The sequence below is a fragment of the Paraburkholderia sp. RL17-373-BIF-A genome, assembly GCF_046030175.1.
Lineage (GTDB): Bacteria > Pseudomonadota > Gammaproteobacteria > Burkholderiales > Burkholderiaceae > Paraburkholderia.
Window position 1 is genome coordinate 1 of record NZ_JARESO010000443.1, and the last position, 422, is coordinate 422.

Annotated in this window: 1 protein-coding gene; it reads left to right on the forward strand. The window is 70.9% G+C overall.

Features of this window, described 5'->3' with window-relative positions; genetic code table 11:
* Nucleotides 1–23 precede the first annotated feature (23 nt).
* A partial coding sequence (locus P0D80_RS51285) for a pentapeptide repeat-containing protein (protein WP_408296651.1) occupies nucleotides 24–422 on the forward strand: 399 nt, incomplete at its 3' end.

Consider the following 422-nt stretch of genomic DNA (forward strand, 5'->3'; position numbering starts at 1 on the left):
ACATTTCACTGGCGAAACGGGCCTTGCTCAGAGGTGGGAGCGTGGTTGGGATGAACCTGAGCGGGATGAGCCTGAGATGGATGGACCTGAGCTGGATGGACCTGAGCGGGGCGGACCTGAGCGGGGCGGACCTGCGCGGGGCGAAGCTGAGCGGGGCGGACCTGAGCGGGGCGGACCTGAGCGGGGTGGACCTGCGCGGGATGAGCCTGCGCGGGGCGAACCTGAGCGGGGCGGACCTGCGCGGGGCGAACCTGCGCGGGGTGGACCTGCGCGGGATGAACCTGCGCGGGGCGAACCTGAGCGGGGCGGACCTGGGCGGGGTGGACCTGAGCAGGGCGGACCTGAGCGGGATGAACCTGCGCGGGGCGAACCTGAGCGGGGCGGACCTGAGCGGGGTGACCTTGCATCAGACGACATTCTCA